We start from the raw sequence: 26,962 nt of genomic DNA on the forward strand, positions 1-26,962 counted from the left end.
CCGATGACGAAGCAGACCGCCGGCCGCTCTGCCGACTCCAGCCGCTACGAGATCCGCCTCGGGGGCCACCTCGAGCCCCGGTGGGCCGCCTGGTTCGACGGGATGACCCTCACCCACGCCGACGACGGCAGCACCCTCCTCACCGGTTGCGCGCTCGACCAGGCCGCACTGCACGGGGTGCTGCAGAAGGTGCGCGACCTGGGCCTGCCACTGCTCGCGGTCGCCCAACTCGACCCCTGACCGGGCACCCACCTCCACCACCGCAGTCCGCAGACGCACGAAGGGACCCGACATGAGCACCACCGTGGACACACCCGCAGCGACCCGACCGCCAGTGGACCGGATGCGCCGGACCTCCCTCGCCGCCGGCCTCCTCTACCTGGCCACGTTCGTGTCCATGCCCACCCTCGCGCTGTACCAGGACGTGCGGGGAGAGCCCGACTTCGTGCTGGGCGCCGGCAGCGACACCGGCGTGCTCGTGGCGGCCTCCACCGAGGTCGTCGTCGCCCTCGCGGGCGTCGGAACCGCCGTGGTGCTGTTCCCGGTGGCCAAGCGGGTCAGCGAGACCGCCGCCCTCGGCTTCGTCACCTCCCGGGTCATCGAGGGCGCCGTGATCATCGTCGGCGTCGTCAGCGTCCTGACGCTGCTCACCCTGCGCACCGACGTGGCCGGCACCGCGGGCGCGGACCCCGCCTCCCTGCTCACCACCGGTTCCACCCTGAGCGCGGTCTACGACTGGGCGTTCCTGCTCTCGCAGAGCCTCATGCCGGTGTTCAACGCGCTGTGCCTGGGCTGGGTGCTGTACCGGTCCGGCCTGGTGCCACGCGCCCTGCCCGCCCTCGGACTCATCGGCGCCCCGCTGCTGCTGGCCTCCGACATCGCGATCTTCTTCGGCGTCTACGACCGCGCGGCCCCGATCGCCGTGCTCGCCGCCGTGCCGATCGCCGTCTGGGAGTTCTCCCTCGGCGTCTACCTGACCGTCAGGGGTTTCCGGCCCTCCGCCGTCGCCGCGCTCCCGGCCGGCGACCGGGCCTCGGAGCGCTCACCGGCCTGAGAGTCCCGTCCACCGACACGAGGAGCAGCGATGAAGGCGATGGTCCAGGAGCGGTTCGGCCCTCCGGACGTCCTGCAGTTCGTGGACACCGACCTCCCCCGGATCGGTCCCGACGACGTGCTCGTCCGGGTGCACGCCGCCGCGGTCAACCCCTACGACTGGCACATGGTGCGTGGCGACCCCTACATCGCCCGGCTGGTCGGGGGTGTCGGGCTGACCCGGCCGAAGCAGCGGGTGGCCGGGGTCGACGGGGCCGGGGAGGTGGTGGCCGTCGGTGCCGACGTGCGCGGGCTCCGCTCGGGGGACCACGTACTCGGCTGGTTCGACGGCGCCTTCGCCGAGTACGCCCGCGCCGCCGCGGACCGGATCGTCCCCAAGCCGGGTGGGCTCACCTTCGAGCAGGCGGCTGCCCTGCCGATGGCCGGGCAGACCGCCTTGCGCGCGATCCGGGACGTCGGCGAGGTGCGGGCCGGACAGCGGGTGCTGGTCAACGGTGCCGCCGGTGGTGTCGGCAGCTTCGCCGTCCAGATCGCGGCCGCCCTCGGCGCGGAGATCACCGGAGTGTGCAGTACGCGCAACGTCGAACTCGTCCACGCGATCGGCGCCGCCCACGTCATCGACTACACCGCAGCCGACTTCACCTCCGGGTGCACGCGCTACGACGTGATCCTCGACAACGCCGGCAGCCAGCCGCTGACCCGGCTGCGCCGGGCACTCACTCCCACCGGGACCCTGGTGGTCAACGCCGGAGGCTCACCCGGTCACCTGCTCGGCCCGATCGCGAGCGTGCTCCGCGTGGCCGCGCTCGACGGCCTCGTCCGACAGCGGCTGCGGCCCCTCTCGAGCACCTGGACCCGGGAGCACCTGCTCACCGTCACCGACCTCGTCGAGGCCGGACGACTCGCCCCGGTCCTCGACCGGACCTTCGCACTGGCCGACACGGCAGCCGCCCTCCGGCACGTGGAGAACGGTCACGCGCGCGGCAAGGTCGTCATCACCATCACCTGATCGCGTGCGTGGCGGCGACCAGGCCCGTCCCGGGTGAGGACCTCACACGCGCCCTGCAACGACACGACGCGGACCTGCGACAGCGGTGTCGAGCGAGCAGGTCGGGCTGGTGGCGGGTGACGTTCCACGGTGTGGAGGACGAAGACGGCCGACCGGGCGCTGTCCGCCAGGGCCACGAACGCGCCCGCGACCACGAGCGCCCGCAGGATGCGATGCCGGCGGGCTCGGCACGAGCAGCACCCCGACCGCCAGGGCGGCGCTGTCGGCGACGAACGGCAGGGCGGCGCCGACCACGAACAGGGAAGCACCGACCAGCGGACCGACGAACCCGTCACCGGCGACCTCACCGGCGGGCATCCGACCGTTGGCGCGCTCGAGCAGCGCGATGGGGATCAGGCGAGGGACGACGGTCTGCGCAACGGTGTCAGTCGCCGTCCACGTCTCCGGAGCCGCCGTCGGCCCACGGCACCGGGTCTGCCCGCCAGTCGGCGGGTGGCGGCACCGGTTCGGCCTGCACCTCGACCTGCTCCTCGACCGGCACCCGAACGCCGGCGAGGAACGCGTCCTCCGGCACGCGGTACCTGTTGTCGGTCATGGACGCAGCCTCGCACGCACGGGCGCCACATCCCGACCTCGTGCGATCGGGCCCACGGTGGTGTCGCGGCCCCGGACCTGCGGCAGCTCACCCGAGCAGGACCGACAGGCCCGCGAGGACGGGCATCGGGGCTCGGGTGGTGAGCAGGACGACGTCGCGGGCCACGACCGTGCGCCGACCACTCGCCGCCGCGCAGACGAAGACGTTCTGCGCCGTGGGCCGCACTACGCGACCAGCTCGCCGTCGCCGAGGGACTCGCCGCCACCCTCGCCGAGCACCTGGACCGCGTCGGCTAGCGAGGACCGACGGCTCCCGCGCCGGTGCTGCAGCCCTGGGCCGTGCACCCCCCGCAGAGCTCCTCGGTCACGGCAGCTCACCTCCCTCCGCTGCCCTCACCTCGGCTCTTCGCGCCGCGCTCGACAGGGGTGCAGCAGGCCGCTGCACACGGCCAGGACGTCGGTGACGGCGGACCGGGGTCTGACCACGCCTCCCGGCCGGCCTGCTCCGGGATCCCGCCCGTGAGACCGACCCCGCCGGACGGGCGACGGTGGAGGTCAGATCGCGCTGCACAGGCGGAAGGAGTCGAGCACCGCCGCGTGGATGTTGCGGCTGCTCACCGCGTCGCCCACCCGATAGACGTGGAACCGGCCGTCGTCGTTGTGGCTCGGGGACTGGGGGGACAGCGCCAGGAGCTCCCGGCTGTCGATCTCGCCGCAGTTGATCGACGCGTCCACCAGCGCGTCGTAGAGGTCGGTCACGGGTGACGTTCCGTGCTCGATCACGACGGTGTCGACGTGGCGCTCGATCGACCGTCGGGCACCGTCCACGGCGAACGTCGCCGTGAGCCGTCCGCCCGACCGTTCGACGCGGACCAGGCGGTGGGCCGGGGTCATCGTCACGTCGTGTTCGGCCAGCATCTGCAGGTAGCCGGCCATCGTGAGCGCACCGACGTCGGGGGAGATGGTCCGCTCCGGGGTGACCAGCTCGACCGAGGCCGCGGCGGGCGCGAGGACCTCGATGGCGTCGAGCGCCTGGTGCCCTCCGTGGTCGTCGTAGACGAGCACGTCCCCGGTGGGCTTGACCGCTCCGGACAGCACGTCCCAGGAGTCGATCGCGAGGTGGCTGCCCTCGGCGACCTCGACGTCGGGCAGACCGCCGGTCGCGATCACGATGACGTCGAAGTCCCCCGTGGCGAGCTCGTCCGGTTCCACGAGGTGGTTGAGCTCGAGGTGGACGCCGAGCCGCTTGCACTCCTCGATCCGCCAGTCGACGATCCCGACCAGGTCCCGCCGCCGCGGCGACTTCGCCGCGAGGGCGATCTGGCCGCCCAGGCTCGGGCTGGCCTCGAAGAGGACCACCGTGTGCCCCCGTTCGGCGAGGGTCCGAGCGGCCTCCAGCCCCGCTGGCCCACCGCCGACGACGGCGACCTGCTTCTGCCCGGCCGCCTTGCGGACCGTGTGCGGGAGGCGCAGCTCCCGGCCGGTCGAGGGGTTGTGGGCGCACATGGCCGACCCGGAGCTGTAGATGCCGTCGATGCACATGTTGGCGCCCACGCACGGACGGATGCGGTCCACCTGTCGCGCGGCGACCTTGTTCGGCAGGTGGGGGTCCGCGATCAGCGCCCGCGTCATCCCGACCAGGTCCACGAGTCCCTCGGTGACGGCGTACCGCGCAGTCGCCACGTCGCCGATCTTGGCGGCGTGCATCACCGGGACGTCGACGCGCTGCTTGACCCAGCCGGTGAACGCGAGGTGCGGCGCTGCCGGCGTGCCCATCGGCGGGATCATCTGCGCCAGCTCGGCGTCGGTGTCGATGAACCCCTTGATCACGCTGAAGAAGTCGATGCCCGCGTCGGTGAGGGCGTGCGCGACCTGCAGGGCCTCGTCGGTCCGGAGACCGTCCGGACGGCCCTCGTCGAAGGTCATGCGGACCCCGACGACGAACTCCTCCCCGACGGCGGCGCGGATGGCCCGGACGACCTGGAGCGGGAACCGCATCCGGTTCTCGAACGATCCTCCGTACTCGTCCTCGCGGCGGTTCCGGGCCGGCGTCCAGAAGGCGTCCAGCAGGTGCCCGTACGCCATGAGCTCGATGCCGTCGAGCCCCCCGTCCCTGCAGCGCACGGCCGCGTCGGCGAAGTCGCGGACGATGCGGTCGAGATCCCAGCGGTCCGCCGGCCGCGTGAACGCGCGGTGCGCCGACTCGCGGAGCGCACTGACCGACAGGGCCGGCAGCCAGTCGTGGGTGTAGTTGCTCGTCCGGTGACCGAGGTGGGTCAGCTGGGTCATGACCGCGGCGCCGTGTTCGTGGACCTCGTCCGCGAGACGACGCAGCAGCGGGACCGCCTCGTCCTTGAACAGCTGCAGGTTGCCGAACGCCGGCGCACTCTCCGGGCTGACGATGGCACTGCCGCCGATCATCGTGAGCCCGACCCCGCCGCGTGCCTTCTCCACGTGGTAGGCCCGGTAGCGGTCCCCCGGGAGCCCGTCCTCGCTGTACGCGGGCTCGTGGGAGGTGCTCACGATCCGGTTGCGCAGCGTCACGCCCTTGAGCGTGAAGGGACTCATCAACGGGTCTGCGGACTGCACGGGTGCCTCCAGGAGCAACGGCGGCCGATGGCGTCTCCCCGACCTCTCCTCCGCGCCTCCTGCCTCGTCGGAGGAGTCGGCACGGTCGCGACGTCGACGACCCCTCGACCAGTTCGTGCCCGGTGGACGGTGTCCGTCACAGAGGCTGCCGGCGGCCCTCGATCGCGTCGGGAGGACAGGGTGCCGCGGCGTCCGCCCGGTCCGGAAGGACCGCACCCGGACTCGGACCGGGCGCGAGTCACCGAGTTACACTGCGTACTCCACGCTCGAGGAGTCAGGTGAGCGATCCGCAGCTGGAGGACCTCTCGCGGGACGTCGACGAGGCGGTGCGCCTGCGCGCACGACTGGTGCAGGACGTGCTGTCGCTCGGGCCCGCGCGCGCCGCCCGGGAACACGGCGTCACCCGACAGACGGCCGCCAAGTGGGCCCAGCGCTACCGCACCGGCGGGGCGGCACAGCTGAGCCGGCCCGCCCACCGACGCCGGACGACGCAGGAGTTGCGGCACGCCGCCCTCACCGCGCCGCTCTGGATGCCCACCACCAAGTGGTCCAGTCGCTCCATCGCCGACGCCCTCGGGGTCAGCCAGTCCTTCGTGGCGCGCGCCTGGGAGGCCATGCGGTCCGGTACCGCGTTCTGCGATGACCTGACCGCCGCGGCGGCCGGGCGTCAGCCGGCCGTCCTCGGCCTCCTGGTGACGTCGGAGTACGTCGTCCTGGCCGTCCAGCTCACGCCGGTTGCCCCGCGGGAGGATGCTGCTGCACCGGCCCGCGTCGACCCGGCGGTGCACCGGTCCCTGCGGGCGGCCCTGGTCTCCGACCTGGTCCGCCCCGGGGTCCCGGCGATCTCCGCCGCCGACACGGGTCCGTTCTGGGAGGAGGTGGCGGAGGCCGCCGACCCGGGCGCGACCCTGATGGCGGTCGCGTCCGCCCCGGCGCCCGTGCCGGCCGAGGTGTCGGTGCGAGCGACGTGCCGGGACGTCGGCGAGTGGCTGTCCCTCTTCTCGTCCCTCGTCGAGTGGGGGGCGCTGCTCTCCCCCACCTCGGCACTGCAGCTGGAGAACGACCTGCGGGCGTGGGCGCGAGCGCCCCGCCGTGCCTTCACGTGGGTGCGTCGCCCATCCCGGGCCGGAGGGGGCCGCGGACCCGCGACCCGGTCCGCGGCGCGCCACCCGGGACCGGAACGGGTCCTCGCCGACGAGATCGTCCTGACCATCCGGCAGGGCGTCGCGGAAGGCCGGCTCGCCGGTGGCGACCGCGTCACCGAGCGGTACCTGGCGGGCCGGCTGCGGACGACGCGAGGCCAGGTCAGGACGGCACTGCGGCTGCTGGAGAGGGACGGCCTGCTCACGATCACGACCGGGCACGCAGCGGTGGTCCCCGTCCTGACGACGAACGACGTCGTCGAGACGTACGCCGCGCGCCGCGCGCTCGGGACCCTGGTCATCCGGGCCGCCGTCCGGTGGTCCCCGCAGGAGCGGCAGTCGGTCGAGGACGCGCTCGACGCCCTGGAGCGCTGGGCCGCGACCGGCGACGTGCACCGGACCGGCGAGGCGGACATCGCCTTCCAGAACACCCTCGCCGAGGCCTCCGGCCTGGTGCGCATCGCGCCCATGCTCGAGGTCCTGGCCGACCACCTGCGGATGTTCATCGCCGTGATGGGGCTCGACTACGCGTATCCGATCGACGCGATGGTGCGAGACGACCGCGCCATCTTCGAGGCCATCGACGCCGGGGACGGCGAGGTCGCGGCAGAACGGTGGCGCGTCAAGATCGACGACGCCGCCGCCTACATGCTCCGACAGCTCTCCGCCACCAGGTCGCGGCCGGCCAGGAGGCCCTGAGCGGTCGAGGACGACCTGCGCGGCTGTCGCCGGCCGGTCCGGCACCCGGTGGGCGGGAGCACGGACCCTCGCCGAGGCGCGAGAGCGGCGAGCCATTGACAGTGGTCCAGCTCACATTGTTTCGTATGGCGCGACGGAAGCGCCCTGCGAAACGAGAGGTGTCTCATGAGCCCCCACGGCCCCGAACACCCGAAGCGCCCCCGAGCCGCCGACGGCGACATGGCGGTCGAGGAGACGGTCGTCGTCCAGCACTTCGTCCACGCCGCGCCCGACGACGACCGGACGCACCCGCGGGCCGCCGACGTCGACCAGCCGGTCGACCGGACCGTCTTCATCGCCGGCCTCGCCCTGACCCTGGCGTTCGTGCTGTGGGGTGTCCTCTCGCCGACCTCGTTGGCCACCGCGGCCTCGACGGTCCTGGCGAAGATGATCGACGCCACCGGCTGGGTGTACGTGCTCGTGACCGTCGGCTTCGTCGCGCTCATGCTGCTGCTCGCCCTCTCGCGCTACGGGCGGATCCGACTGGGCCGCGACGACGAGCGCCCGGAGTTCAGCACCGTCTCCTGGATCTCCATGATGTTCGCCACCGGCATGGGCATCGGGCTGATCTTCTGGGGCGTCGCCGAGCCGCTGTCGCACCTGCTCACCCCGCCGCTGGACCTCGCCGAGCCCGCGACGCCCGAGTCGGCCGAACTAGGCCTGGAGTACACGATCTTCCACTGGGGGCTGCACCCGTGGGCGCTGTACGGCGTCGTCGGGCTGGCCCTGGCCTATGCCACGTTCCGCAAGGGCCTGCCCAACCTGCTCAGCTCCATCGTGTTCCCCCGGAAGGACCCCTCGCACCCTGCCCGCCGGGCCGTCGACATCTTCGGGCTGTTCATCACCACGTTCGGGGCGGCCACGTCCCTGGGACTGGGCGCCCTCCAGATCAACAGCGGGCTGACGCGGGTCTTCGACGCCCCCCAGAGCAACACCGTCTGCATCGTGGTGATCGTCGTGCTGACCGCCCTGTTCGTGCTCTCCGCGGTCAGCGGAACCGAGCGGGGCGTCAAGTGGATGGCGAACATCAACGCCGGGCTGGCCGTCGGGGTGCTGGTCTTCGTGTTCGCCTTCGGGCCCACGATCTTCCTGATGAACACCCTCGTCGAGTCCTTCGGCGGCTACCTGGCCCAGTTCGTGCCCATGTCCTTCCGCACCGGCGCCGCCGGCGGCCGCGAGTGGCTCGCCGGCTGGACGATCTTCTACTGGGCGTGGTGGATGTCGTGGGCGCCGTTCGTGGGCACCTTCATGGCGCGGATCTCGCGAGGTCGGACCATCCGCGAGTTCGTGATCTGCGTGCTGATCGTCCCGACCCTCGTCAGCACCATCTGGTTCGTCGTGATGGGCGGCACCGCCATCCGGTTCCAGCTGACCGGGGTCACCGACATGGCCGGCTCGCTGGCCACGGGGGTCGAGAACACCCTGTTCACGATGCTCGACGCGATGCCGTTCTCGACCCTCACCGCGGTGCTCGTCGTCGTCTTGATCCTGCTGTTCTACGTCGCCGGAGCGGACGCGGCGTCCCTGGTGCTCGGGATGCTCTCCCAGGGCGGCTCGCTCCACCCCCGGACCTGGCTGGTGGTGACGTGGGGATCGATGATCGGCGCGGTCGCGATCGCTCTGCTGCTCGCCGGTGGGCTGGACGCGATCCAGACCACGGTCATCGTGTTCGGCGTCCCGTTCCTGGTCGTCATGCTCGGGGTCTGTTACAGCCTGATCAAGCAACTGCGCGCTGAGCCGGTCGTCAGCACGGTCCCGCCCGGGGTCCGCACGGTCGTCGCGGGGATGCGATCGAACAGGGCCCAGCAACCGGACCCGTCCCAGCCGGCTCCGGCCGACCCGGGGAACGGTGCCCCGCCCACCCGCGAACCGACGGCGTCCCGGACACGGATCTGAGGCACGGTGGACCCCCGCCACCCATCCCCCGTCCACGACCGCGCATGACCCGGTCACCCGGCACGTCGTTCCCCCGGGCCGGCAGGCCCCGGTACGACGCGCCACGGTCGGTGGCGTCGGCCCGGACCCGCGAGGCACAGCCCGAGGTGAGCGCCGCACTGGTCCGCGGCGCCGTGGAACACGCGCTCGCCCGCACCCGCGACGCGCTGCGCCGCCACGACCTGGCAGCGGCCCTGCTCGTCGATCCCGTCAACATCCGGTACGTCTCCGGCACCTCCACCATGCCGGTCTGGACGCTGCACGTGATCGACCGCTACGTGCTGGTCCCGGCCGAGGGCGAGCCGATCCTGTGGGAGTACGCCTCGGCACCGGCCGAGCTGGTGTCCCCCCATCCGCACCTCGAGACACGGACGGCCACGAGCTGGTCGGTCTTCGGGTCCGCCGAGCGCGCCCGGGGCCGAGCCGAACGGTTCGCGGCAGAGGTGGTCGACGTCCTGCGCCAGCGCGGGATCCGGGACGCCCGGATCGGGGTGGACAGACTCGACACGTACGGGTTCCTGGCACTCCAGGAGGCCGGCGTGCACCTCGCACCGGTGCAGCTGGCGATCGAACAGGCGCGCGCCCTGAAGGGAACGGCGGAGATTGAGCTCATCCGCCGATCGCTGCGCGCCTGCGACGCAGCGATCACCCACCTGCACCGGACCCTCCGGCCGGGCATGACCGAGAACGAGGCGTGGGCGGTGCTCACGGGGCGGGCGTTCGCCCTGGGTGGCGAGTACGTCGAGGCGCGCCTGCTGTCATCCGGACCGCGGACGAACCCCTGGTTCCGCGAGGCCGGCGACCGCCGCATCGAACCCGGCGACCTCGTCGCCTTCGACACCGACCTCGTCGGCCCGGCCGGCTACCTCGCGGACGTGTCCCGCACGTACCTGGTCGCCGACACGAGGCCCACCGCGCGACAGCAGCGGTTGTACGCGGATGCCGAGGCCTTCCTCGCGGAGATCATCGGTGAGCTGAAGCCGGGGGCGGCCTTCGACGAGGTGGGGGAACGACTCAGCCGTCGCCTCCCCCGCGCCTATCACCCGCAGCGGTACCCGTTCATCGCCCACGGCAGCGGGCTGAGCGACGAGTACCCGGCCATCGTCTTCGAGGACCACCACGCCGGCCAGATCGAGGCCGGGATGGTGTTCAGCGTCGAGGCGTACGTGGGGATCGAGGGGGAGTCCGAGGGTCTCAAGCTGGAGGAGCAGGTCCTCGTGACCGAGGGCGGCGTGGAGCTGCTCAGCCACGCACCCCACGACGAGCGCCTGTCCGGCCTCTGACCGACTCTCTGACCGACTCCGCGCGCTGTTGACTCACGACGAGCCGGCGTGCTCCACTCACTCAGTGAACACCCCCATCCACTGAGCGGTGCCCAGGGTGCCGACGGGTGACCGATCAGGTCGACGCCGCACCTGCCCCGCGGTCGGCGAGCTCGTCACCTCCCACCAGGAGACGCACATGACCATGCAGCTGGAGCGCCCCACCGGACACGACCTGGTCGACCTGGTGGGACGACGCGTGCCCGGGTACAGCCTGGAAGCGCCCTTCTACACGAGCCAGGAGGTCTTCGACCTGGACGTGAGCGCGATCTTCGCCCGGCACTGGCTCTTCGCGGCCACAGAGGCAGAGCTCCCCGAACCGGGCGACTTCGTCACCGTCACGGTGGGCAGCTACTCCGTCATCATCGTCCGGGACGACGACGAGGAGCTGCGCGCCTTCCACAACGTGTGCCGGCACCGGGGATCGCGACTGCTGGACGAGCCGCGGGGCAGCGTGGGGAACCTCGTCTGCCCGTACCACCACTGGACCTACGGCGTCGACGGTCGACTGATGCACGCCGACAACCAGCCGGCCTCCTTCGACCGCAGCTGCTTCAGCCTCAGGCCGGTCCAGGTCCGCAGCATCAGCGGGCTCGTGTTCCTGTGCCTCGCCGACGACCCACCGGCCGACCTCGACGAGGTCGCCGCCCGCATCGAGCCGTACCTGGCCCCGTACGGCCTGCGCGAGGCGAAGGTCGCCCACCAGAGCGACATCGTCGAGGCCGGCAACTGGAAGCTCGTCATGGAGAACAACCGTGAGTGCTACCACTGCGACGGCCACCCCGAGCTGGTGAGCGCCTACTTCCCCCTGTTCGGCTACACCGCCGAGGACGTCCCGCCGCGGCTGCGGCCGGCCTACCAGCGCTACGACGAGGCCGCCGCCGCTCTCCGGTCGGCGTGCGTCCGGCAGGGCTTCCCCATCGAGGGAGCTCGGGAACTCGACACCCGCGCCACGGGGTTCCAGCTCTCCCACGCCCCGCTCGACGGTGCCGGCAAGTCGTTCAACACCAACGGCGAGTCGGTGTGCCGCAGGCTCATGGGGGCCATGACCACGGACCGGTTCGGTGACCTGTCCCTGCACATGCAGCCGAACTCGTGGTTCCACCTGCTGGCCGACCACGCGGTGGTGTTCTCCGTGCTGCCGCTCGGCCCGGACCGGACCTTCCTGCGGACGACCTGGCTGGTCCACCCGGACGCGGTGGAGGGCGTGGACTACGACGTGGCCACCCTGACCAGGGTCTGGCAGGCGACGAACCAGCAGGACGGGACCCTGGTGGCCCGCACCCAGAGGGGTGTCGAGGACCCCGGCTACCGGCCGGGCCCCTACTCGACGGTGGAGGGGGACGTCGATGCCTTCGTCACCTGGTACGTCTCCCGGCTGGCCGCTCACCTGTCCCGCTAGGACGCATCGACGGTCGAGGCCGCAGAACCGCAGAGGTGGAACGTGGACGAGACGGAAGACCTGACGAGACCGTCGGCGCTGCCGGGCCCGGGACCTCGAGGCCGCACGAGGACCGGTGACGAAGGAGCCAAGCTCAACCAGTCGGTCAGGAAGGCCATCACCCTCCTCCGCGCGACGGCCGACGACCACAGGGCGAACGTCTCGTCGCTGGCCCGGGCTGCCGGGCTCCCGCGGGCCACGGCGCTCCGGATGATCCAGACGCTGGAACAGGAGGGCTTCCTCCTCCGGGTTGCCGGCGAGGACCGGGTGCTCCTGGGCCCGGAACTGCTGCGGCTGGCCCGGAGCACCGACGAGGGTCTCCTCCTCCTGGAGGCAGCTCGCCCGGTCCTCGGCGAGCTGGTGGCCGCGGTCAGGGAGACCGGGACGCTGAGCGTTGTGGCCCCCGACGGAGGACTGGACCTGGTGCACCAGGTCGACGCACCCCACCATCTCCGACCGGGATCCTGGGTCGGACAGCGGTTCCCGCTGCACGCCAGCGCGAGCGGGAAGGTGCTGCTCGCCACGTTCGACGACGAGCAGCTCGACCGCTTCCTCCGCGAGCCGCTCGTGCGTCTCACCCCCTCGACCATCACCACGGCCGACGGGCTGCGCGGCGACCTCCACCGGGTCCGCGAGCGGGGACACGCCCTCTCCATGGACGAGGCGGAAGAAGGCCTGTCGGGCGTCGCGACGGGCGTCTACGGGCAGGCCGGCGAGCTCGTCGGCGTGCTCACCGTCAGCGGTCCCACGCAGCGACTCGACGGGCGCCGGGCGCGACGAGCGGCCGACCACCTGGCCCGCGCGGCCGGCCGCATCGAGTCGGCACTCCACCAGGGGAGGGAGCGCGCCCGGGCCCTCTGACCCGGCGCCGTGCGGACTCCTCCGCGCGGCGGCCCGACCCGGGCCTGCGCCCGACCCTGCCCACCCTGCCCGTCGCCGGCCGGCACCCGGTGCCCGAGCCCGCACGTCGAGAGGCTCTCCGATGACCGCGTCTCCCAGCCCCGTGGCGGTACTGGATGCCGGCCCGCCTGCACCGCCCCCCGCCGGCGGGCACGCCGGCCTGACACCCCACCCGTCCGTGCTCCCGGTCTGGGGAGAGACCGACGACTCCACGCTGGTGTGCCGGCGGGTCCTCGACGTCACCCACGACGTCAAGACGTTCCTGTTCGAGTCCGGGGATCCCGCGCTGTTCCACTACCACCCCGGCCAGTTCCTCACCCTGCGACTGCAGATCGGCGGCCGCGCGGTCGACCGGTGCTACACGATCTCCACGCCGCCCACGCGGCCCCACCTGATCGGGATCACGGTCAAGCGACAGCCCGGAGGGCTGGTCTCCAACTGGCTGCACGACACCATGAGGCCCGGTCACCGCATCTCGGCCGACGGACCGTTCGGGCTCTTCTCGCCCGCCCAGCATCCGGCAGGCAAGTACCTGTTCCTGTCGGCGGGCAGCGGCGTCACCCCGCTCATGTCCATGACCCGCACGCTGTACGACCTCGGCGCGGACACCGACGTCCTGTTCGTGCACAGCGCGCGGACGCCGTCGGACATCATCTTCCGGCGCGAGCTCGACGTGATGGCGAGCACGGCGCCCACCGTTCGCGTCGCCCACGTCTGCGAGCGGGACTCCCCGCGGGAGCCGTGGGTCGGGCTGCGGGGCTTCCTGAGCGGCGAGATGCTGCGCGTGCTGGCGCCCGACCTCCACGAGCGCGAGGTGTTCTGCTGCGGACCCACCCCGTACATGGCCGCGGTCCGGCACATGCTGGTCGCGGCGGGCTTCGACATGACGCGGTACCACGAGGAGTCCTTCTCCTTCGAGGAGCTCACGATGCGGGCGACTCCCGCACCGGCCGACGCCGCCGGTACCGACGGGTCCCAGCCGGCGAGCGCTGGAGAGCAGACCGTCGCCTACTCCGTCGAGTTCGTCCGCAGCGGACGCACGTTCCGCTGCGGCGCCGACGAGAACGTCCTGGACGCCGCATACGCGGCCGGGTTGACCCCTCCCTCGTCCTGCGGTCAAGGCATGTGCGGCACCTGCAAGACGACCGTCCTCTCGGGCGCCGTGGACATGCAGCACCAGGGTGGGATCCGGCCGCGTGAGATCGCGCAGAACAAGCTGCTCATCTGCTGCTCGAAGCCGCTGAGCGACCTGCGGATCGACGCCTGACCCGCCCGTGCACGTCGTTGACCGGCCCAGCCTGCGACGGGCCCCGTGCCGCCCCGTCAGCCGCGCCTGGGATGGCCGTTGCGCTGCGAGATCTCGTCGGCCGCCGCGAGGACGTGCTTGGCCAGGCCCGGGATCGTGTCCTCGTTGACCCGGAACGTGGGCCCGGAGACCGTGACGGCGGCGACCACACCGCCGTCGATGGAGCGGATCGGAGCCGCGATCGCCGCCAGGCCCACCTCGTGCTCCTCGCTGGTCGAGGCGTAGCCCCGGTCCCGGACGAGCCCGAGCTGCTCCTTGAGGACGATCGGGTCCACCACGGTGTGCGGGGTGAACCTCTCCAGGTCCTCGGCGAGCACGGCGTCCAGCTGCTCGGGCGGCATGTGCGCCAGGAACACCTTGCCGGCCGAGGTCGCGTGCATGGGGCTGCGCTGCCCCACCCAGTTCACGGTCGTCACTGCCGCGGCGCCGATCACCTGGTCGACGCTCACGACCCACCGACCGTCGCGCACCGCCACGTTGACCGTCTCGCCCACCGTCTCGGCGAGCTCCCGGCAGACCGGGAGACCGAGCAGGGAGAGGCTGCCGGTCTTCGTCACTCCCGCAGCCAGCTGCACCACCCCGTAGCCGAGCTGGTACTTGCCGCGCTCAGCGTTCTGCTCGACCAATCCGCGCGCGTCCAGGGTGGCGAGCAGGCGGAACACGGTCGACTTGTGCAGTCCGAGCTCACCGGCGATCTCCGTGACGCTGGCGGCGCCATGGCGGGCGAGCACCTGCAGGATCGATATCGCCCGATCCACCGACTGCACCGAATTGTCCCGCCACGAGCGACTGTCCTGCATGGCGGGAACGTAGTCGTAGCCCGGCCGTCGAGGCCACCGGCTGCGGACGAACGACACGACCGCACCGCCGGGCGCCCGCACAGCCTGGTCTGCGCACCGCCGGGTCCACGCCCCTCGCCGGCTGACCGCCGAGATCCGCGCCCGGCTCGTGCGCTTGGACGGTATCGAGGGCATCCACCGGCGCCGGTGGGGCGACTACGGCCACCGCACAGCGTCGTCGACGTCTGCACCCGCCGGGTCGTGGGCGGGGCGGCGGCCGACCACCTGCGCACCGAGCTGGTCGTCGACGCCGTCGGCATGGCGCTGTTCGCCCGCCAACCAGCGCCCGGGCTGGTGCACCACTCCCACCGCGGCAGGCCGTACACCGCCTGCGAGCTCGGCAAGACGCAACCTGTCGGTGTGGAGTGAGATCCGCGCGGTCTTCACGCCGTCTCTCTCCCGCTGTGGGACCGTCCGATGTCGGTCCTGGTCACGCATCCGGAGCCGGCGGGATGAGCACCAGCTTCCCGACGTGCCCCTTCGTCAGGAAGTCCTCCTGCGCGGACACGATCTCCGCCAGGGGGTACGTGCGAGAGATCACCGGCCTGACCTCTCCGCGTTCGACGTACCGGACCAGGTTCTCGAAGACCTCGTCCTCCTGAAACGTGCAGCCGAAGAGCGAGAGATCCTTGAGGTACACCGTGCGCAGGTCGATCTCGGCGATCGGCCCTCCGATGGCGCCCGCGATGGCGTACCGGCCACCTGGCCGCAGGACGTCCAGCAACTGCCCGGCCTGAGGGCCGCCGACGAGGTCGATCACCACGTCGACGGAGGCCCTGCCGAGGGCGTCGACCGGGTTCTCGCCCCGGTCGACGGTCCGGTCAGCGCCCTGCGCCATCACACCGGCGGCCTTCACGGCCGAGCAGACCGCGATGACCGTGGCGCCCCGGCGCTTCGCGAGTTGCACGGCAGCGAGTCCGACGCCCCCCGAGGCGCCCGTCACCAGCACCCGCTCCGCCCCCAGCGCGGCCCGGTGCAGCATATTCTCCGCCGTGGAGTAGGCGCACGGTATGGCCGCCAGTTCCTCGTCGCTCCAGTCACTGCGAACGGCGTACGTCTCCTGAGCGGGAGCGACCGCGAACTGCGCGAACCCGCCGTCACACTCGCTGCCGAAGGTCCAGCACTCGAACGGGCGGTGGTCCACGGGCGTGCGGAGCATGGTGCGCACGAGGACTCGTTCGCCGATGCGGTCGCGCGAGACGCCCTCGCCCACGTCGACGATCCGGCCACAGACGTCCGCACCCTGAATGCGCGGGAACAGGAGAGCTGCACCCGACCACGTGGCGTCCACGTTCTCGACGGCATCGAGACCCGCCGTCCCACCTGCGCCGGTCTCCGAGGTGACCGACTTCGAGTACCACCCGATCCGCGTGTTGACGTCGGTGTTGTTGATCCCGGCGGCGGCGACCTGGATGAGCACCTCACCCTTCTCGGGGCGGGGAATCGGTACGTCTGTCCGGTACTCCAGTTTGTCCAGCCCGCCATGGCCCGTGAGCAGGACGGCGGCCATCGTCCGTGGCGACATGATCCTGCCTCCTCCCCCTGCGCCCGGCGCAGGTCGAGCGGTCGTGCGCACCGGTGGTCGGCGATGGCCGAACACCGGTACGGACAAGAACGTCCACCGGCCCCGACCGGCTCCTCGCAACCTCCGCGAGGGAGCGCGAGCCGTCCGGGTCGGTGGAGTCCACGCCGATCCCACCGCGCAGAGCAGTCTGCTGCCTGCTGCCGGGGCGCCCGGGGACGGGGCACGTCCGGTACGCCCACCGAGGTGCTCGACGTGCTGTGGGCCCGAACGGCCAGCTGCCCGACCCCAGCAACACCATCGGCGACCTCCGCCAGGCCCTGGGCCGGGCCGGCCTGCCCTGGGTCACCTCGCACCGTCTCGGTCGTGCCTATGCGCAGCTTCTACGCGACCGAGCGCTTCGCCTCTCCCTCCAAGGCGAAGTCCGAGCGGCACTTGGCGACCAGCCGAACCTCCCGCTCGCGCAACTCCGGTGGGTACTGCCCGTCGTCCTGCCATGGATCCAGATTCCTCAAGGGCGGGATCCCCGGACGTGCTGGGGCCGTTCATCGCTCGACGAATCCTCGCGGGCAAGACAGAAGCGGAGATCATTCGCTGTCTCAAGCGCCTGCTCGCGCGAGACCTGGGCGCTCCTTCCCCCCGGCGGACGGCTTGACGGACGTAGGAGCGTCAATGCCTAACTGAGGCGTCAACTCGCTGCTCAACGCGGAACCGGTCCGCAAGAAGGGGCCGAGGAACAGCATTGGCGGCCTCGAGATCGCCGTCGCCGGGTATATCGACTGGTTCACCCACCGACGCCTGCATGGCGAGTTCGGCTCGGCCCATCGGCCTATCGGCCGAACACGGGGACGTCTTCCACCGGCACAACCCCGTGGCGACAACCGCTGCCGCATTGGCCCGAACTTCCACTGGACCTGGCACGCGCAATGATCGTCCGCAATGGCCGCGGTCTTCGATGGCTGATCGCTTCAATGGTCCGGTCGGTACGACGCCGATGAGCGCGAGCGACATCACGAGCGGGCGACGTGGGCAGCCACGTCCGTGCCGGCCCGGGGATCCGGCTCTTCGACGACGATCAGCGCCTCGTCGGTGGCGAAGACGGGCTCGGGCGGCGCGTCCTCATCGAGACCCTGGAGACGGAGCGGTCCCTTGGAGGTGCGGAAGCCGAACTCGGCCTGCTCAGCGTCCCAGCGGAGTTCGTACAATTCCACCGCGATGGCCAGCGGGGTCGACCCGGTGAATGAGACCTCGGACGAGCCCTCCTGCCGCACCGCCACCTTCACGTTCGCATCCGCCACGGTGGCGAAACCGGCTCCGAGACCGATGGAGGCGCCACTGTCGTCACGTGCCTGGATTGACATCGAGCTGCTGCGCAGCACCGCGCCGACCACGTAGTAGGAGTTGCCCGCACTCACCCACGGGTTCCCGGTCGTGAAGCGACGATCGACGAGCGCTCGCCCCAGGCCGGTCGGACTGATCGAGTCCCGGCTCACGCGATTGAACCGGAAAGCCACGTGCCGGGCGCCGGTGCGTTCGAACGACGCCTGCAGCGAGTCGACCAGGCCCGCAGCCCCGAGTGCCGCCAGGTAGTTGTCGAGCAACCCGAGGCCTACGTTCATGGAGACGGAGTCCGACCACACACCGGACAGGTCCGCCAGGTCGTCCTCGTGGAACGGTTGGGGCAGTGAGATCGGCGGTTCGACGATGTCGCTCAGGTGACCGGGGGCCGAGATGCGCGACCCGGCCTTGACATACACGCTCCCGCACCCGACCCGCCGCCCTGGCATCGCTAGCAGGTTGACCGAGTAGCTGTCGAGGAACCTTCGGACGAGTAGGTCCTGAGTGTCACGCCGGCACATCGCCGTCTCCTCTCTCGCGTGCGTCTGCGGCGGCGCCCAGCAGCGCCGCGAGCCGGTGCCCTGCCAGATCGTTCCGCGGCCCTCGTGATGGTTCCGGTGGCGGCTCTTGCTCGTCTCGCTCGGCGACCGACGGCATCTGGCCGATCCAGTTGAGCGCGACGAGGGTGGTCTCGTTGCGCGCATAGGCGCAGGGGTTCCGGTCGTAGGCGAGTCGGGCGGCTGCTGCGACGTGGCGGACCTGCCGGGCGCTGGGGCTCAGCCCGCTGTCCAGTTCTTCCGCGGCCGCTGCCACCGCGTTCTCGTCCTCCTGCTGGTACGGCAGGACGTCGCCCAGCCCGGCGCCGCCCAGGGCGTCGTAGGGGCCGGTGAGGAGGGCGCGGACCACCACCTCGACGTCGTCCTCGAAGTCGGTGTGCGGACGATCCGCGTAGACCTGCCGCCACTGCTCGGTGACGGAGCCTGCCGCAGGCACGATCCCTACCTCCTCGAGCACCGCAGCGGCGATCAGGACCCTGAGGGTCCGCGTCGGATAGCTGCCCCAGTCGGCCTCCTCCCGCAGGTCACCGGCCATACCGCGGGGGTGCGTAGCGAGCAACGCCGAGAGCGCGCGGCAAAACCCGGACCCGCACCCCAGGACGCCGTAGACGTCCGCGAAGATCTCCGAGCTCCAGGCGCTCCAGGCCGCGCGGCGGGCGTCCGGGACCGCGCCCGCGATGAGCGACCGCACCTGCGTCGCCAGACCGAGGTCGTTCTCGACCGCATGGCCGGCCTCGTGCGCTAGCAGCGGCGCATCCGGTAGGTGGAACGCGTGGAACCAGGGCAGCCCGATCAGCGGGACCGGAACAGCGCGGACGGCCTCGGCGAAGTCCGGCTCGCGCAGCCCCCCGTCCGGGAGTGGCTCCACGACCAGCAGCGTGCCCCGGGGCATGAGGAACGGGCTCGCGCCGCCGGTGAAGTACGTCAGCGGCGGCTCTCTGCGCTGTTCCGCGGGCAGGAAGGCCTGCACCGGGCTGTAGCACTCCCACGCCAGATCATCGGCGGTCACCAGCGAGTCCCGGAGCCAGGGCACGAATCGCAGCGACAGCTTGTCGCGGAAGAAACCCCAGAGGCGGTGCAGGTCCAGGATCCGCCGGTCGAGGCCGGCCGCGCGATCGAGGAGGGACAACGCCCGGCCGATCCTGTCGAGGGATGTCCGGACGTCCGTGACGGCCACCGCGAGGGTGCCGGCGAGCGCTGCCATCTGGGTGTGGTGGCGACGGAGGGGACCGTCGGGACCGGTCGTGGCCTCGCCCCAGGACCTCAGCTCTGCCTCCAGCGACGTCAGTCTGGCGTCCAGCTCGCGCGCGGTCCGCGCCGGATCCAGCAGCGGCGGAGGCTCGGTCATCGTCGTCACGCGAACCGGGTCGGAGGGAGGCGCATCTCCGCGCTCTTCGTCCACAGTGCCGTCGCGACGAAGGACACCGCCGAGGCGAAGTAGTCGAACGTGGACTCCGGTCCCTGCTTCCGCATCGACTGGACGACGTCACCGATGGCATCGCCTCGAGCGAGCCCCTCAATCAGCACGTCCTGCAGGACGTCGGCGTTGCTCCCTTCGGCGAGCCCCGCTCCGATCACGGCGCGGGCGCCGCCCATGGCGAAGAGATCCGCGGCGAAGCTGTTGCGCATGAGCAGCTGGTGGGCGGTCTCCCGGCGACCGGTGGGCTGTGGTACGTCGAGGATGACTACGGGCGCCGGCCAGTCGGACGGAACCGCCTGCAGCGCGCGGTCGAGGTCCGTTGGTGTGTAGAAGCCTGCTGTGTCGCGCTGCGACCGCTCCCACTGGCTGCCCTGCAGATCCAGCGCAAACCGCCCCCTTGGTAGCCACCAGCCGGGCGACGATGTGCACGATCACCGGCGTAGGTGTCTTCCGCAGCAGGTTCGGCATGGCGCTCGCGTGGGCCTCGTCGATGCTCACCGGGGAGAAGCCGGCGTGGGCGTACCGGCGCTCGACTGCCAGGCTGCGTCGCCGTCCGGTGTCCGGGCTCGAGCGCGCGACGACGACCCGTGGCGGCCCGCCCGCGCGGAGCAGCAGCTCCCCGTGCAGATACTGCTGCGTGCCCACGTCGTAGGCCGATCCGGAGGTCTCGGACCGGTGCTCGAGGCGGTTCAGAACCTGCGCCGTCTCGGGTCCGCTGACCCCGTCCACGGCCAGCGAGGAGCCGAGGACGACGTTGAGAGCCATCTGGACCATGCGGATCACCCGGGCATCCGGGGCCGAGTGCGACGAGGAGCGGTAGGCCCAGCGGAAGTCGTGGACCACCGGGACGGCTGGTTCTCCCGCGGTCCCCCGATCGCCGGCGAGCTCCCACGGCAGCGGCTGCAGTGCACCGTCGTGGACGCGGATAGCCAGGTCAGCCGGCGACCCGGCCCGCATTCGGCGCCGATGAACATCGTGCGCGTTGAGCAGCTCGCCGATCGCCTGAACGAAGTTGGGCCAGCGCTCCACCATCTGATCGGGCAGTGTCGGCGGGTAGGGCTCCGATCCGGCTGCCTCCACCCACTCGGCGACGGTGTCGCGCAGCGGAACGGACGGGTCGGGCCCTCGGCGTGGGAGCAGCCACTGCCGCCAGGTGGCGCCCTTGGTCACGATCGTCGGGCCGACCAGCGAGACCTCCATGACCACCGGCGTGGCCCGGTCCGCGCCCGTGCCGTCAAGGGGCCCGGTGCGCTGGCTGACGAAGGCCGCGCGCCGCATGTCGCCGGCGGTCTCGTACAGCTGGCCGGCGAGCCGCAACTGCTGGACCGCCTCCTGGCCGTCCCGCGCCATGTGCGTCGCGAGCCACTGGAAGAGCCGGCCCATCCATGCCTCGGCATTGGCGTCGGCCGTCAGGAGCAGGTCGGTCGCCTCGTCGGCCAACGCCGCGTCCTCGGGCGTGGATGCGCCCAGCTCGGTGTTCGCCTCCAGGTACTCGATGAGGGTCGTCGCCCGGAGCAGCGGGTGCTCGTCGCGCAGCGGCGCCGAGGCCGCGACGGCTGCCTGGCCGGCGCGGGCGACCAACGGCCGCCAGCGCAGGAGGGCAGCGAGACGGAGAGCTTCCCGGAGCTCGATGGGCGACTGACCTTCGTCGCAGAGCTCGGTGACGGCACGGCTCAGGGAGTCGACCGCCCCACGTTCGTCGCCGAGGAAGCGACGGAACGCCGTCACGCGAAGCCGCAGCAACGCGCGGTCCAGGGGGGCGAGCCCGGCCAGGGCGCCGTCCCAGCCGTCGGCGGGCTCAACAGCGTCGCGCAAAGACCGGGCCAGCTTGTTCTTGAGGACCGGCGCACGTTCGATGCCATCGAGCAGGACCAGGCGGGCTGAGGGAGGGGTGACCTGAGCTAGGCTCGTGGCGAGCCGGCGAGCATGGCGATCCCGGTCCCGGCGGGGGCCGAAGATCAGGCCGGTGATCGCCACAGCGGCGCCCCAGGTTGGGCGGCCCAGCAGCGGCGAGGACTCGGCCTTGTCCAGGCTCGAACCGACTTCCTCCTCGTCCTCGAGCTGGCGGGCGAGCTCGGCGCGCAGGAGCAGTGAGCGAAGGGCTGCCTTGGACCCTTCAGGCGCGGCCCGGTCGGCGTGGTCCAGGGCGACGCCGGCGGCGCGCAGGTGGCCCAACCGCCGGATGAGCAGTGTCGCCTCGCGGATCTGCGTCGTCGCGGCCGCGTCACGGTCGTCGATGTCGCCGTAGACGGCAAGTGCACGCGTGAAGGCGTTCCGCGCTTCGGAGACGTCGAGCAGCGACGCCGCCGTCTCGCCGGCCTCCACGAGCGCCCGGGCGTACACCCGAGCGGCCTGGGGGGCGGAGTCCGGAGCCGGGGGGAGAAGGGCCAGGGCGTGCTGCACGCACTCCGTCGCTGCGGCGTAGCGATGTTGCCACCGCCAGCAGCGTGCCCACAGGAGGAGGGCCGGCGCCATGTACGGGCCGGGGGTCACCAACGGACCGATCGCCTCCCGGGCAGCCTCGGCGTTCCCACACTCCAGGTGGATCCGGGCTTCGACCATGCGGAATTCGCCCTCATCGAGGCCGGCCTCACGCGCCGTGACGCACGCGGTGATGGCCTTCCGGTAGTCGCCACGCTGCCGGTGACGCTGCACGGTCGCGGCGGCGAGCAGGGCCCGGAGGTGCTGCTCGGCCGGTTCCTTCCCGGCGAGGCGGGCGCCGGTGGCGAGGACCTCGTCGGCAGCAGGCGAATCCAGGGCGACGAGCCGACGCGCCTCGAGCGCGCACAACCACAGCTGCTCCCGTGTTGAGAGGACGGTTCTCGTCAGCATCTCCGGCACGTCGACCGCGACATCCCCCGGTGATGTGCCCAGCGTCACGACCGCCCGCGCGAGCGCGAGGCGGTCCGCCGGGATGTCAGACGAGGGGCCGGCCTCGAGCCGCGCGAGGGCGTCGCGCGCGCGTTGCCAGAGGTTGTGGCCCTCCCGCAGGGTGAGTCGGGCGGCGACCGGGATGGCGCAGGTCGCGACTTCGGCGCTGGCGATGCAGAGCTCCAGGCGGGCCTGTTGCAGGGTCGTCTCCGAGACCTGGAGTCCGGAGCCCCAGGGCAGCGGGCGTCCCGACTGGTCGGTGTACTCCAGGCCGCGAGCGAGCTCGTCGGCCAGCGCGAGCCGGTCGTCCGCGGTCTTCGCCGCGGCGATCTGCTCGGCCCACCAGTCACCCGCGGCCTCGCCCTCGAGCGCGAATCGGTGGAAGACCATCTCCCGGAGCCATCGGGCCCGGCGTATGCGCACCGGGGTCGAGGGAGGCTCGTGGTCCGGGGTGTTGCCTTCCGTATCGACGCGCCTGCGGAAGTATGCGACGGCGTCGGCGTGCACGGCCGGCACGATGCTCTTGTTGCGGAGCAGTTCCCGCAGCGGCCGGACGACGTCGGTCTGCAGGCGCAGCGCGTCGGCGACCTCGTCGTCGTGGGAGATCCAGGAGGAATCGCTTGCGTAGCGTTTGACCTCCTCCCAGGTCGTGCGGATCTCGTCCTCGTCCTCGAGCTGCGGCGCACGGCGCTGCCACAGCGGCTCCTCGTCGGCCTCCGGCGCTGGGAGGTCGTCGCCCCCGGGGTCGTCGAGCTGTCCCTGTCCCGCCATCCCCTCGCGGATGCGTGGCCACAGGACGTCGTGGACGAACTCGTAATCCAGCCGGCGGGGGATCGCGGCGTAGCGCAACAGCCACCGCACCGGCTGCTCCTGGATGCGCTTGACGACCCGTTCAACCAGGTAGGCGTACTCGGCGCCCCGATAGCGGGCAATCCGCCGGGGGCTGATGTCCGGGTCACGGCTGATCAGGTCGGCCAGCAGAGCGAGCTTGAAGGGAACCCTTTCGGAGGCGTCGATCGCTGCGCGGGTACGGGCGTCAAGGACCAGGTGCCGCTTGCCGACGAGGTAAGTCTGCGCCTCGTCCTCGGTGAACTTCGGCAGGGTGAACCGGGGCCAGGGGTCGTGGAAGAGAGCCCTCAGCTCCCCTCCGAGTTCGTAGCGGCCCGAGAAGACCAGCCGGACGCAGGGGGCCTTGCGCTGGACCAGGGCGAGCACCTCGAGCAGCCGGCGGGCGGCCGGACCCGCTGCGGTGTCCGGCAGGTGCTGAGCCACCTCCATCGTGTCGAGGATCAGGACGACCGGCTCGTCACCGGCGATCTCCGCGAGCCGGGCGGTGAATCTGCTGATGATGGCGGCCGCGTCTGCATCCTCGTCGCCGTCGGCAAAGGGCTCGACGAGGTCACTGGCCAAGAGCGGACGCCGGAGTTCCCGCTGGAAGAGCCGCTCCCGTTGCACGGCGTAGGTCGGCACCAGGCTGCCGAAGGCGTCACCGGGCAGTTGACGGTCGAGTTGATCGGCGAACTCGAGCAGCACCAGGTGGGGTTCGCGGACGGCCGCGTCGGGATCCACGAGGTCGAAGTCCACCCGGGCGCAGGGAATGCGGTACTCCCAGGGAACGCAGCGACGCGTCTGGAGCCACCGCAGATGCATGGTCTTGCCGTAGCCCCCGACTGCCCCGAGTTCCAGCATCCGGCCGCGGGTTCCCCGGAGCAGGTCCTCGAAGGCAGCTCCGCTGGACGAGGGGAGGACGAATGCGTTCGTCCGGTGCCAGTCGTCGGTCAACGCGCTGCGGGTCTCGACGTAGTCCTGGTACTCGTTGCTGACCGACTCCACGTCCCCGATTCCGATCGTGGCCAGCGGATGCAGCAGATCGAGCAGGCGACGGCACTCGACCAGATCGAAACGGTCGTCGGCCCGGTGGAAGAGGGACTTCCACTCGTCCAGGGCTTTGCCGGGGTCGACGAAGAAGCGCAGCTCGACGACGTCGGCCTCCTCCGTCCCGGGCCGCTTGCCGAGCTCGGCCACCAGTTTGTCGGCGAGCTCCGAGAGGCCGGACGGCAGGACGTCGGGCGGCTGGTCGTCCCACCATGTGCCCAGTACGAGCAGGCGCATGGACTCCTTGAGCCGGTAGACGCCCGGAGTCGTCCTGACCGGGCGTACGAACGGGTAGCCGGTGAGGTCCGCGAGCGAAGCCGAGAGGTGGTGTTCTCGTCCGAGCCATTCGACGGTCCCGCTGTCCAGATGCCTGAGCGGGGCGCACAACTTCAGCAGACTCCTGTGCTCCTCCGGGAGCACGGAGAAGAAGAGCTGGTCCTCCGGAGACAGCCCGGCCGTCGGGGAGATGCCGGTCAGGGTTCCGTCGGCCATTTCGCCACCGCCGCCTTCAACTCGAGGAGCTCGAAGAGTTCCGTGCTCCATGGACGACCGGCGAACTCGCTCTCCAGGTCGGCAAGCTCCCGCTGGAAGCTGGACGCGACGAAGTTGCGTGCGCGCAGCCACTGCGCCAGCAGGTCGGTCAGCTGGTCGCTGGGGAAGAGTTGCAGCGGGAAGTCCTGCACCTGTCCGGCCGTGAAGGACTGCGGGGAGAACCGCGTCCGTCGCTCGGTCTCCCGGAGGGAGACGAGGAGGCGGACACCGGCCAGCCGGCCTCTCGCGATGGGCTGGACGAGCTCCGGGACGGCGTAGTCCTGCCACTCGCCCCGCTCCACGCCGTCGATCCCGTCGATGCCCACGACGAGCGTGCCGCCGACGGTGATCGTTGCCAGCAGCTTGCGGAACTGCGAGTAGAGCTCGCGCGGTGTCCTGTCGAAGACCCGGTTGTCCGCCCGGGCTCGCTGCTGCTCGTAGCGGAAGGCCAGGACTTCAGCTCGAAAAGCCTCGTGGGCTGTCCGGTCCACCTCGACGAGTTCTGCAGGCAGTGCCAGCGACAGCTGGTCCAGGAAGTCGACCGAACCGACGGCCGAGTCACCGGAGAAGTCGGCGTGGGCCACGGGATGCCCCCGCACGTAGGCCACCCCGAGACCCCAGCGGACCAGGGAGCCCTTGCCGGCCGACATCGGCCCGGTCACCGCGAAGATCCGTGGCCCCTGACCGGTGGATGACCCGAGCCGGTCCCACAGGTGGCGACGGTTGGGGAGGCGGTCCACGAAGAAGACCGTGTCGCGCAGTGGCGGCTCGACGAGCTTGCTGGTCGGGTCGGCGGAGAGGTCCAGGATGTGCTCGGGCGGAGCCCCGAGGATGAGGCATGGCAGCGCGTACTCACGCTGGCGGTCGCCAGCGACGTCCGTGACGGCCACGCGCGCCCGCGCCATGGCGACGTCCAGTGGCTGCCCTTTGGCGAGGCTGCCGAAGAAGTCCCTGGCCAGATGTGCCGCCGCGTCGCCCCGAATGGGGCCCTGCATGGCGATGACGGCCGGCACCCGGAGGTCGGCGAGCCCTGCGGCGGCTGCCCATGTGCCCTCCTGCTCGCCGGCCCCCGAATGGCAGGCGTTGAGCATCGCCACTCGTGGGGGCGCGGCCGAGAGATCGTCCCGGATGTCCGACGCCGTCCATGGACGGTTGTTGCCGCCCGTCTGGTCCAGGATGAGGAACCCGCCGGAGCTGTTCCTGCCGCCGTGACCGATGAAGTGGAAGACGTGGGGTTTCATGGCCTCGCACTCCTCGCGGATGCGGGACCGGGAGGGCAGTCGGAGCACCTCTAGGTCGACCAGCCCGCACACGGAGCGAAAGGCGTCCCTGATGTGCCTAATCTCCTCCTCGACACCGATGTTGGGGTCCTTGGAACCGACCACGATCATCACGCGCAATGGCCAGCAGAGTTCCGTGGCGGGCGACGCCGTCGTGTAGGTCGCCGCCACTCGTGCCGCGGGGTTCCGTGCGTCGGTGAACAGTCGCTGGGTGTCGTAGCGCAGCAGCTCCCAGGGCAGGGTCTTGAGCTTGTCGGGCACGATGTCGAATAGCAGCCGGACGCCTTCCTGGCCGGCTTTCGCAGCAGTCAGGGCGTCGTGAATGTCGTCCCGGAGCACCGTGTCGTAGAGCGCCCGCCCCATGGTGACGAACTCGTCGGACGTGCCTTTGGTCTCGAGCATGAGGGTCGCCAGATCGGGAGCGCCGGTCGGCGTGGGCAGGTCGGTGAAGGTCACCCGCGGGGCGTCCGGGCCAGGAGGCATCACGCCGTCGGCGGGCAATGCCAGACGGGCCTCATAGCCACCCTCGGACAGGGCCTCGACACGAATCAGCGCTGTCTGCATACGACACGTTCCCCGTATCGAAAAGCGCTCGCCTGCTGAGGCATTCTTGTCACAGGGATTCGGGACGGCAACGGACTCGGCCATGGCGCGAGGACCGCAGTCCGCACCGATCCCTGAGCTGCTCTCGATGTTCCGC

Annotated in this window: 19 protein-coding genes; 10 read left to right on the top strand and 9 right to left on the bottom strand. The window is 71.4% G+C overall.

Annotation, left to right across the window (positions count from 1 at the left end; translation table 11 throughout):
* Nucleotides 1–3 precede the first annotated feature (3 nt).
* The 3 genes from CHC04_RS07795 to CHC04_RS07805 all read left to right on the top strand — a co-directional run bounded on the left by CHC04_RS07795 (nt 4) and on the right by CHC04_RS07805 (nt 2,062).
* Nucleotides 4–240 carry a hypothetical protein gene (locus tag CHC04_RS07795; RefSeq protein ID WP_089403256.1) on the top strand — a complete coding sequence of 79 codons (237 nt, stop codon included), beginning with the start codon at nt 4–6 and terminating at the stop codon, nt 238–240.
* A 103-nt stretch (nt 241–343) separates the two neighbouring features.
* A complete protein-coding gene (locus tag CHC04_RS07800) occupies nt 344–1,054 on the top strand; it encodes a DUF4386 domain-containing protein (RefSeq protein WP_245817050.1) in 711 nt (236 codons plus the stop codon).
* Between the two features lie 30 nt (nt 1,055–1,084).
* A complete protein-coding gene (locus CHC04_RS07805) occupies nt 1,085–2,062 on the top strand; it encodes an NAD(P)-dependent alcohol dehydrogenase (protein WP_089403258.1) in 978 nt (325 codons plus the stop codon).
* Nucleotides 2,063–2,486: 424 nt separating this feature from the next.
* On the opposite strand, the gene CHC04_RS24020 is transcribed toward CHC04_RS07805, so the two are convergent.
* From CHC04_RS24020 to CHC04_RS07810, 3 genes are all read right to left on the bottom strand, one after another.
* Nucleotides 2,487–2,657: a hypothetical protein gene (locus CHC04_RS24020; protein ID WP_176449863.1), complete on the bottom strand. Its 171-nt coding sequence runs from the start codon at nt 2,655–2,657 to the stop codon at nt 2,487–2,489.
* Nucleotides 2,658–2,744: 87 nt separating this feature from the next.
* Nucleotides 2,745–2,882, bottom strand: a complete 138-nt coding sequence (locus CHC04_RS24025; protein WP_176449864.1) for a hypothetical protein — start codon at nt 2,880–2,882, stop codon at nt 2,745–2,747.
* 329 nt (nt 2,883–3,211) lie between these two features.
* Complete coding sequence (locus CHC04_RS07810; protein WP_089403428.1) at nt 3,212–5,245, bottom strand: oxidoreductase; 2,034 nt, start codon at nt 5,243–5,245, stop codon at nt 3,212–3,214.
* 278 nt (nt 5,246–5,523) lie between these two features.
* Here CHC04_RS07810 and CHC04_RS07815 point away from each other — a divergent pair, with 278 nt between their 5' ends.
* From CHC04_RS07815 to CHC04_RS07840, 6 genes are all read left to right on the top strand, one after another.
* Nucleotides 5,524–7,086, top strand: a complete 1,563-nt coding sequence (locus CHC04_RS07815) for an FCD domain-containing protein (RefSeq protein ID WP_089403259.1) — start codon at nt 5,524–5,526, stop codon at nt 7,084–7,086.
* Between the two features lie 165 nt (nt 7,087–7,251).
* A complete protein-coding gene (locus CHC04_RS07820) occupies nt 7,252–9,021 on the top strand; it encodes a BCCT family transporter (RefSeq protein WP_245817051.1) in 1,770 nt (589 codons plus the stop codon).
* Between the two features lie 146 nt (nt 9,022–9,167).
* Complete coding sequence (locus tag CHC04_RS07825) at nt 9,168–10,343, top strand: M24 family metallopeptidase (RefSeq protein WP_176449865.1); 1,176 nt, start codon at nt 9,168–9,170, stop codon at nt 10,341–10,343.
* Between the two features lie 178 nt (nt 10,344–10,521).
* The gene (locus CHC04_RS07830; protein WP_176449866.1) at nt 10,522–11,784 is read left to right on the top strand and encodes an aromatic ring-hydroxylating oxygenase subunit alpha; all 1,263 of its coding nucleotides are present in this window, start codon (nt 10,522–10,524) and stop codon (nt 11,782–11,784) included.
* A 42-nt stretch (nt 11,785–11,826) separates the two neighbouring features.
* Nucleotides 11,827–12,684, top strand: coding sequence for an IclR family transcriptional regulator (locus CHC04_RS25210; protein WP_089403261.1), 858 nt, complete (start codon nt 11,827–11,829; stop codon nt 12,682–12,684).
* A gap of 217 nt (nt 12,685–12,901) precedes the next feature.
* Nucleotides 12,902–13,990 carry an FAD-binding oxidoreductase gene (locus tag CHC04_RS07840; RefSeq protein WP_245817052.1) on the top strand — a complete coding sequence of 363 codons (1,089 nt, stop codon included), beginning with the start codon at nt 12,902–12,904 and terminating at the stop codon, nt 13,988–13,990.
* A gap of 56 nt (nt 13,991–14,046) precedes the next feature.
* On the opposite strand, the gene CHC04_RS07845 is transcribed toward CHC04_RS07840, so the two are convergent.
* Nucleotides 14,047–14,886 carry an IclR family transcriptional regulator gene (locus CHC04_RS07845; RefSeq protein WP_245817053.1) on the bottom strand — a complete coding sequence of 280 codons (840 nt, stop codon included), beginning with the start codon at nt 14,884–14,886 and terminating at the stop codon, nt 14,047–14,049.
* A gap of 129 nt (nt 14,887–15,015) precedes the next feature.
* On the opposite strand from CHC04_RS07845, the gene CHC04_RS23480 reads away from it, so the two are divergent.
* Complete coding sequence (locus tag CHC04_RS23480) at nt 15,016–15,237, top strand: hypothetical protein (RefSeq protein WP_141233718.1); 222 nt, start codon at nt 15,016–15,018, stop codon at nt 15,235–15,237.
* A 61-nt stretch (nt 15,238–15,298) separates the two neighbouring features.
* Here the strand turns inward: CHC04_RS23480 and CHC04_RS07850 are convergent, their stop codons facing one another.
* The 5 genes from CHC04_RS07850 to CHC04_RS07870 form a co-directional block, all read right to left on the bottom strand.
* The gene (locus CHC04_RS07850) at nt 15,299–16,378 is read right to left on the bottom strand and encodes an alcohol dehydrogenase family protein (protein ID WP_089403264.1); all 1,080 of its coding nucleotides are present in this window, start codon (nt 16,376–16,378) and stop codon (nt 15,299–15,301) included.
* A 1,022-nt stretch (nt 16,379–17,400) separates the two neighbouring features.
* Nucleotides 17,401–18,249, bottom strand: coding sequence for a gasdermin (locus CHC04_RS07855; RefSeq protein WP_089403265.1), 849 nt, complete (start codon nt 18,247–18,249; stop codon nt 17,401–17,403).
* Entirely contained in the window at nt 18,236–19,642 is a 1,407-nt protein-coding gene (locus CHC04_RS07860) for a hypothetical protein (RefSeq protein ID WP_089403266.1), read from the bottom strand. Before CHC04_RS07860 ends, CHC04_RS07855 begins: the two co-directional genes overlap by 14 nt.
* Before the next feature lie 159 nt (nt 19,643–19,801).
* Entirely contained in the window at nt 19,802–24,943 is a 5,142-nt protein-coding gene (locus CHC04_RS07865) for a hypothetical protein (RefSeq protein WP_089403267.1), read from the bottom strand.
* Nucleotides 24,925–26,826: a CHAT domain-containing protein gene (locus CHC04_RS07870; protein WP_176449867.1), complete on the bottom strand. Its 1,902-nt coding sequence runs from the start codon at nt 26,824–26,826 to the stop codon at nt 24,925–24,927. The genes CHC04_RS07865 and CHC04_RS07870 overlap by 19 nt, the downstream gene beginning before the upstream one ends.
* Nucleotides 26,827–26,962 lie beyond the last annotated feature (136 nt).

The organism is Geodermatophilus saharensis (genome assembly GCF_900188205.1).
In the GTDB taxonomy this organism is placed as follows: Bacteria; Actinomycetota; Actinomycetes; order Mycobacteriales; family Geodermatophilaceae; genus Geodermatophilus; species Geodermatophilus saharensis.